1 pseudogene is annotated in these 709 nt (G+C 70.5%); it reads right to left on the bottom strand.

What is annotated here, in order from left to right:
• Positions 1–14: 14 nt before the first annotated feature.
• Positions 15–709: pseudogene (locus EOA86_RS37125) on the bottom strand (hydantoinase/oxoprolinase family protein); the annotation flags it as partial.

Genomic DNA, 709 nt, shown 5'->3' with positions numbered 1-709 from the left:
GGGGAGAAGGGGGCCTACACCGCAATCCTTGGCCTGCCGGACGCCACCGCCACCACATGCGCCTCGATGAACATGCGCTGACCCTCGACGGTGGAGACGCGGAATTCGCTGGCGATTTCGATCTCGGCGCTGTCGGTGCCGGCGTCCCTGGCCCGCCCGGCGGCTATCGCCCGCACATCGATCTCCGCCGCGGCGATCGCCGCCGCCTCGTCGACAAAATCGCGCACGGTTTCGCCTGACGCGACGCGAAACAGCCCCTCCTTGGGCTGGCTGACCCGCGCTTCCGCCGAAACCCTGACCTGGCCGACGACGGCGCCGAGCGCGTTGGCGACGTCGGTATCCTCGGGCACCACGCAGCCATTGCCGACCAGCTCGGCCAGGCCGGCATAGTGCAGCGGCGCCGAGGCGCCGAGGCCGATCACCGGACGGTCGAGCGCGACGCTGAGCCGTGCGATGCCGGGATGCGCGTCGACGGCGCGCTGCACCAGCGCGTGCGCCACGGTCGCCGCGCCATCCAACCCGTCCTCGGCAAAGGCGGTTTCGAGGATGTATTCCGCCGACCAGCGCGTCAGCGTCAGCAGCACCCGCTCGGAGATCGCCTCTGGCGTCGCGGCGATGAACTGGCCGCGCCCGTCGCGCTTGCGGGCGAACAGTTCGGCACCTAGACGCGCCGTTGCCGCATCCCAATTGGCCTGCTTGCCCAGCACAT

This window comes from Mesorhizobium sp. M5C.F.Ca.IN.020.32.2.1, assembly GCF_004023105.1.
In the GTDB taxonomy this organism is placed as follows: Bacteria; Pseudomonadota; Alphaproteobacteria; order Rhizobiales; family Rhizobiaceae; genus Mesorhizobium; species Mesorhizobium wenxiniae.
Note: the sequence above shows the minus strand (reverse complement) of the source record. Positions and strands in the feature narration are given on the sequence as shown.